Annotated in this window: 3 protein-coding genes and 2 pseudogenes; 3 read left to right on the forward strand and 2 right to left on the reverse strand. The window is 73.2% G+C overall.

The window, feature by feature from the left end; translation table 11 throughout:
• Positions 1–1819 precede the first annotated feature (1819 nt).
• A pseudogene (locus tag ACIBH3_RS35630) lies at positions 1820–2122 on the forward strand (transposase); the annotation flags it as partial.
• Between the two features lie 283 nt (positions 2123–2405).
• On the opposite strand, the pseudogene ACIBH3_RS35635 reads toward ACIBH3_RS35630, so the two are convergent.
• Positions 2406–2601: pseudogene (locus ACIBH3_RS35635) on the reverse strand (site-specific integrase); the annotation flags it as partial.
• Positions 2547–2777, reverse strand: coding sequence for a hypothetical protein (locus tag ACIBH3_RS35640; RefSeq protein WP_396316274.1), 231 nt, complete (start codon positions 2775–2777; stop codon positions 2547–2549). The pseudogene ACIBH3_RS35635 and the gene ACIBH3_RS35640, both read right to left, overlap by 55 nt.
• A gap of 90 nt (positions 2778–2867) precedes the next feature.
• On the opposite strand from ACIBH3_RS35640, the gene ACIBH3_RS35645 reads away from it, so the two are divergent.
• Both ACIBH3_RS35645 and ACIBH3_RS35650 read left to right on the forward strand, forming a co-directional pair.
• Entirely contained in the window at positions 2868–3032 is a 165-nt protein-coding gene (locus ACIBH3_RS35645; RefSeq protein WP_396316275.1) for a hypothetical protein, read from the forward strand.
• Positions 3033–4627: 1595 nt separating this feature from the next.
• The gene (locus ACIBH3_RS35650; protein WP_396316276.1) at positions 4628–5365 is read left to right on the forward strand and encodes an ATP-grasp domain-containing protein; all 738 of its coding nucleotides are present in this window, start codon (positions 4628–4630) and stop codon (positions 5363–5365) included.
• Positions 5366–5802: the final 437 nt, after the last annotated feature.

Genomic DNA, 5802 nt, shown 5'->3' on the forward strand with positions numbered 1-5802 from the left:
GCCCGTCACGGACGGCAGCGGATCCCCGGTGAAGATCGGCCCGATGGGAAGCGCCGGCCAGGGCGAATGACCACAGGCGCCCCGCGTGGCGCCCGTGTGCAGCAGTGGGACCTGGGCGGTCAGCGCGGGGCGTACTGGAACCTGACGTGAGCCTGCTCCACAACCGTGATCCGCGGCCGGCGGCGGACATCCACGCGGAGACCGGGACCGCTGGCAGGATGGCGGCCATGGCGAACACCAGGCGCGGGAAGCCGATCTCCCGCTCCCGGACAGCGCCGGGGACGTCTGTCACACCATGAAGGTCAGCCTGCGGGGCTCCCGTCGTCGGCGTCGGCGGCGACTGGTGGGGCCGCGCGGTCCGGCCGTAGGCCGCGTTCACCACCCGCAGGCCCGCTCGTACGAATCGGCTTCGGTGTCGATGGTCAGCTTCACGAACTCCTCACCTGCCCCGGCTGCCGTCCGGGGACACCACTCGCCGGAGAAGGCGCACGGTTGGGCACGCCCGTCGATTCGGAGTTGGGCAGGGCAGGGGTCCGCTCCGCCCTGCCCGCAAGCCGGCCCACCGGCCCCGTCACTACCGTTCGGCTGCCCCTCCCACCGCAACGCGGTGGCGAGGGGCGGCCGACCCGTCAGCCACGACGCCGAGTTCCACAAGGAGCGGAATACCGTCGAGGGCCTGATCAACAAGCTGAAGCTTGGCGAGCCACCGCTGCCGGTCCCGTTCGCGACAGGCCACTGCGTCGGGCCGTGGCCGCTGGCCCCGGTCCTTGCCCGGTGTCGGGCCGCTGCGGCCACGGCGCGGCCTCGTCTCGCCAGGTCACAAGCCCAACAGTCAGCCCCTGGCGTTGCCAGGCTGGCCTGCGTTCGGTGACTTCGACAGCCGTGTGATCAAGATCGATGACTTGTTCCATGCGCAGATCATGACGACCAGCGAATGCATCTCCACCCGTTTCAGCGGGTGGCAGGCCCGCCTCCACCGGCCCCGCCCCCGTCCGTGGGGGCCGTCAGGCCACCACCACTGCCCCGCACTCCGCCTGGGCCCAGCACCGGCGCCGGTGCCGCAGGCCTGGGCACACCCCCACCCCTCGCCACTGTCGGCCGGGGCCGCAGGCCCGGCCCCGAACCCGCCCACCGGCCGGGCCGTCAGGCCCCGGCACCCCGCCACCCACCGGGTGCGGCCGCCAGGCCGGCACCTGCCCCAGCGGCCGCCAGGCCGCCAGCTTCTGCCCGGACGGGGCAGGTGGTGTCCGTACCCGTGCCGCCCGGGCCTGCTGCGCCCCGCCTCCTGTGCCCCGTCCGGGCAGGGCCGCGTTCCTGACACCTAATGGGGACCGAAGCCGGTGGATCACACGACCGCCAGCTTGTCTGCCGTGGTGATCAGTCGGCACCCGGTCCGAGCCACAAGGTGGACCCCGGCGGCCTAGGGCACGCCTTCAGCAAGAGTTGGCCTCCGGGTGCCGGCCGACCGCCACCGCAGACTGCGGTTGTGGGGGCGCCCGGCGTCGGGGCCACTCCTGACTGACACCCGAGGCCCTGACCTCCAGGAAGAGATCGGCGGGCCTTGGCGTCCGGCGGCCTCACAACCGCAACCGCGCAGATGATCGAATGATCGTGGTCCGAGCACTCCGCGGGGTGCACCTCTCACCTCACCGGGACGCCTTCGAGCTCCTGCACAGACCGAGGCCCCTGCGGGCAGCTGGGGTCACGAACGACCAATCGGATGACGGGCCCAGAGCCCTTCCATTAGGGAGTCGCGTGCCTCCGCGCAGGCTTTGACCAGCGGATACGCACATCGGACGAAGGGACGTGGGAAGCGCCCATGAGGGTGTTCTGCGGGATCGACTGGGCCAGTGACCACCACGACGTCGCCGTGATCGACGGCGACGGCAAACTCCTCGGGCGGGCCCGGATCGGCGACGACGCGGCCGGCCTGCAGCAGTTGCTCGACCTCTTGGCCGAGCACGGCGACGACCCCGACGACCGAATACCGGTCGCGATCGAGACCTCCCGCGGCCTGCTCGTCGCCTGCCTGCGCTCCACCGGCCGACCCGTCTACGCGGTCAACCTGATGGCCGCCGCCCGCTACCGCGAGCGCCACACCGTCTCGCGCAAGAAGTCCGACCACCTCGACGAACGCCGCCCCCGCAGTGGTCGCCGCGTGGACGAAGTCCAGGATCGCTCGCTTGGCCGGGCCGTCCTTCCAGCTTGCCAGTACCTTCTCGGTCACGGGCACTCCTCGGCTCGGAGGTCGCGCCACGGCAGATGCGGCACTCAACCAATGAGCTTGCCCGGCCTTCGAAAGGTTTTCAAACGGAATGGCATGGCTTGAAATGCATTTGGTGGGTTATGCCGGGTTGGCCGCCTCGTCGCCACGATTCCGCCGGACGACCACCCGACGGCGGCCGTCACCGACGTGCGTCACCAGGCGCAGGAAGGCTGGTGAGCTCGGGGATCGCCTCCGGGGACGGTGAAGTAGCGGCGGACGTTCTCCGTCTTCTCGTGCCGCGACTTGGCCATCAGCATCAGCAGGCTCGCGCCGAGGTGGGTCAGACCAGAACGGCGGGATTCGTGCAGGTCCCAGCCCGTGCCCGGCCGCGCGACCTCTCGATGCTGCTGTCCGGCGCGTGCAGCCGGCGCAGCTGCTCAGCGGTGGCGATACGGAACTGGAACAGCGACGCCACCACCGCCCAGGTGATCTCCACCTCCCGGGTCTCGCCGTTCGGCTCCTCGCCCGTCCTCGCCCTGGTCTTCTTCGTGGTGGCGTCGTCCGTCGTCATCGCAGGGCGCCCCCCGCCCCGGTCCGTTTCCCGAAGTGCCGTCCGACGACAAGCTCGATCTGGTGTACCTGGACCTGACCGTGGCCGGCTGTGTCTCGACCTACCTCAAACGGTGGCATCCCCGGCCAGGGCCACCCCGAGATCCTCCGAGACTGCCTGCCGGACCTTCAGGCGGCCGTCGCCCTGCTGGGACGCTCCGCGGAGTACCGCGAGGGCCTTACGGCCTTCCGGCGCCTGCTCACGATGGCCGGCTGATCCTCGCCGACGGGTCCTGAGCCGACTTCGCCAGGCTCGGCCCCGGCATCGGGCCCTGGGCCCGAAGTGTCGGATTCGACCCGCACCGCCCGCCACCTGCTCCCGCCGCCGTCCCGGCCGTCGCCGGGTGCTGCTCGTGGTGCCGAGCTCCTGTTCCCGGCCGGCGTCCCGGCCGCCCGCCCGGGCCGCAACGCGGGCTGCGGCGCGGTGGGAAGCGGGCCGTTTGTTGCGGTTCTGACCTGGGCTTTTGCTCCTCCGGGGCGTGTGGGCGTGGTGCGGAACCCGCGTTGCACCTCGGCGGGCCGGCGCCTGGCCCGTTGTTCCGCGGAACGGTGGGCACCGGAGCTCCCTGCCGCCCGCCGGCCAGCTGTTCCCCGACCCGCCCTCGCTGGCCCACCTCGCCCGGTCCGGTTCGCGTCCGGACGTCCGGCGGGTTCAGGTGTGGTGATGGGTGGTGCGGCCGGGCAGGGGGCCGTGGGCGGTGCACCACTCGCAGTCGCAGGTGGTGAGGGAGCTGGCCTGACAGTGGGCGGTGGGCCAGTACCGGGAGGCGCACGGGCCCGGTTCGACGGGGGTGTCGTCGTCGGGCAGGGCGCGCCGGCACCAGCCGCATCGGAGGGCGGCGGGTACGCCGGCTCGGCGCAGCTGCCGGGCCGCGGCGATGGCGGTGTGGAAAGGGATGGCTTCCCGCGCGGTGGCGGGTGCGCTGTCCAGGAGCTGTCTGCTGTGCCACAGGCTCAGACCGGTGACCGCGCGGACCGCTTGCAGGCTTTGGGCCCGCCTGCCGAGGCGTCGGTCAGCAGGACGGTGAAGTCCGGGTCCTCCACGGGTCTCCTCCCGGGCGGTCGGTGTGGTGTCGTACGCGCAGTCAATCGCTTGAAGGGTTGTGGGTCCAAGGGGATATCGGCCCGTGAGGCCCACCACCCCGCGCTCCCCGGCCTGCGTTCGTCACCCGCCCGCTTGTTCCCCGCCCGCCCGGCTCCTGCCGCCGCCCCGGGGGGCCTGGCCGTCCGGCTGCTGCTCCCTCCCGCCCCGGTCGCCGTCCCGCCCCGGCTGCTCCCGGCCCCCGGGGGGAGAGCATTCCCCGGCGGGAGACGCCCGGGGAGACGCCTGAGGGAGTGCCGGCGCCCCGGGGGCCGCAGGCCGCCCGGCCCCGCGCCACCACCCGCCCCCAGCACCACGCCCTGTCCTGCCTCGCCCGGGGGGTCTCAGGCCATCACCATCGCCCGGCACCGGCCACCCGGCTGGTGCCGCAGGCCCGGGGTGCCGGCACCCGCCCCGGCCGGGCGGCCAGGCCCCGGCACCCCTCACCGCGGCCGCCAGGCCGCCCGCCTTCGAGGACAAGGTGCCGGTGTCCGGCTGCTCCCCGCGCCGCGCCCCGAAAGGGCCTGCGGGTCCCGCCGTCCGGTGTGCCGCCGCCGGGGACCCGCAGTCCCGTCCGGGCCCGCCTATCGACTTTCCCCGCCTGCCGTCGTCTCCGGTCCGTGCAGGGGATTCTCGGATGCGTGGTGGGCACGGCGGGGTTAGCGTGGCGGTTTTGCGGGAGCGGAGGAGAGATCGTGGTGCTGGTTATGCCCGGGCGACGGACGTCGACGATGGAGCTGTTGGCCGTCGAGGCGGCGGGCCGTGGGATGTCGGTCAGGGCGGCGGAGGAGTCCGGCCTGGTGGGACCTGCGTACTGGTATGGCGGGCCGGTCGCGGGTGCGCGGCTGGCGGACCGGCTCGGGTTCGCGTTGCTCGAACCGGTGGACGGCTGGCTCGCCGAGCTGCCGGAGGAGTTCACCGGCCGTCAGGTCCGGACGGCGACCGTCGCGGACGCATGGGTGCTGGAGGGGCCGACGTTCGTCAAGCCGCCGCGTGACAAGTCCTTCCCGGCAGATGTCTACGCCGACGGCTCCCGGCTGTCCTCCGCTCTGGATCCGACGACACCGGTGCTGCTGTCCGAAGTGGTGACCTTCGCGGCCGAGTACCGGCTGTTCCTGTTGGACGGCCGGATCGCCGCGGCGAGCCGATACGCGGTGTTCGGCCGGCTCGACCCGCGCCCGCTCGGTACGGACCATGCGGACCGGGCCGTCGCAGCGGAGATCACGGAGTTCGCCGACCAGCTGGCCGCTGAGGCCGGGCACACACTGCCGAGTGCCGTCGTCGTCGACGTCGGGCAGCTGCTCGACCCGTACCGCCCGGGCCACCGCTGGGCCGTGGTGGAGGCCAACATGGCGTGGTTCTCGCACGCCTACGCCGCCGACCCGGCGCGGGTGCTGGACGTGGTCCTGCGGGCGGCGGGGCCACGCGAGCAGCTGCGGCCGGGGGATCCGGCGTTCGTGCGGCACTGATCCGTACTGCGTGAACCGCCCAGCCTCCCCGCCTCCCCACCCCCGAGGGGACCGAAGGCCACCGTCACCGCCCGCCCCGCTCCAGCCGCCGTCCTCGGCGGTCTGGCTGTCCGGCTGCTGCTCCGGCTCTCCCGGCCCGCGCCCCGGCGTCCCGTCCCGCCCCCGGCGGCTCCAGTCCCAGGAGGAGAGCATGCTGCCGCTTCCAGGACGGCAGCTCCAGCACGGGGGGAGTGCCGACGTCCCGGGGCCGCAGGCCGCCCGGCCCCGCGCCACCACCCGCCCCGGCACCACCAGGCCCTGCCCGGTGCGAATCTTAGAAGCCGTTGTCTTTCCGATAGTGACGGGTGCGTTTCCGCTGGTCAGGCTTAGTGTCGGTGCCTCGGTGGCAGAGACGGGGTGTCGTGTCGTCTCTTCGGTGGAGGTGCCGGATGCCGTCG

Origin of the sequence: Kitasatospora sp. NPDC050543, from assembly GCF_044457565.1 — a bacterium.
GTDB lineage: Bacteria > Actinomycetota > Actinomycetes > Streptomycetales > Streptomycetaceae > Kitasatospora.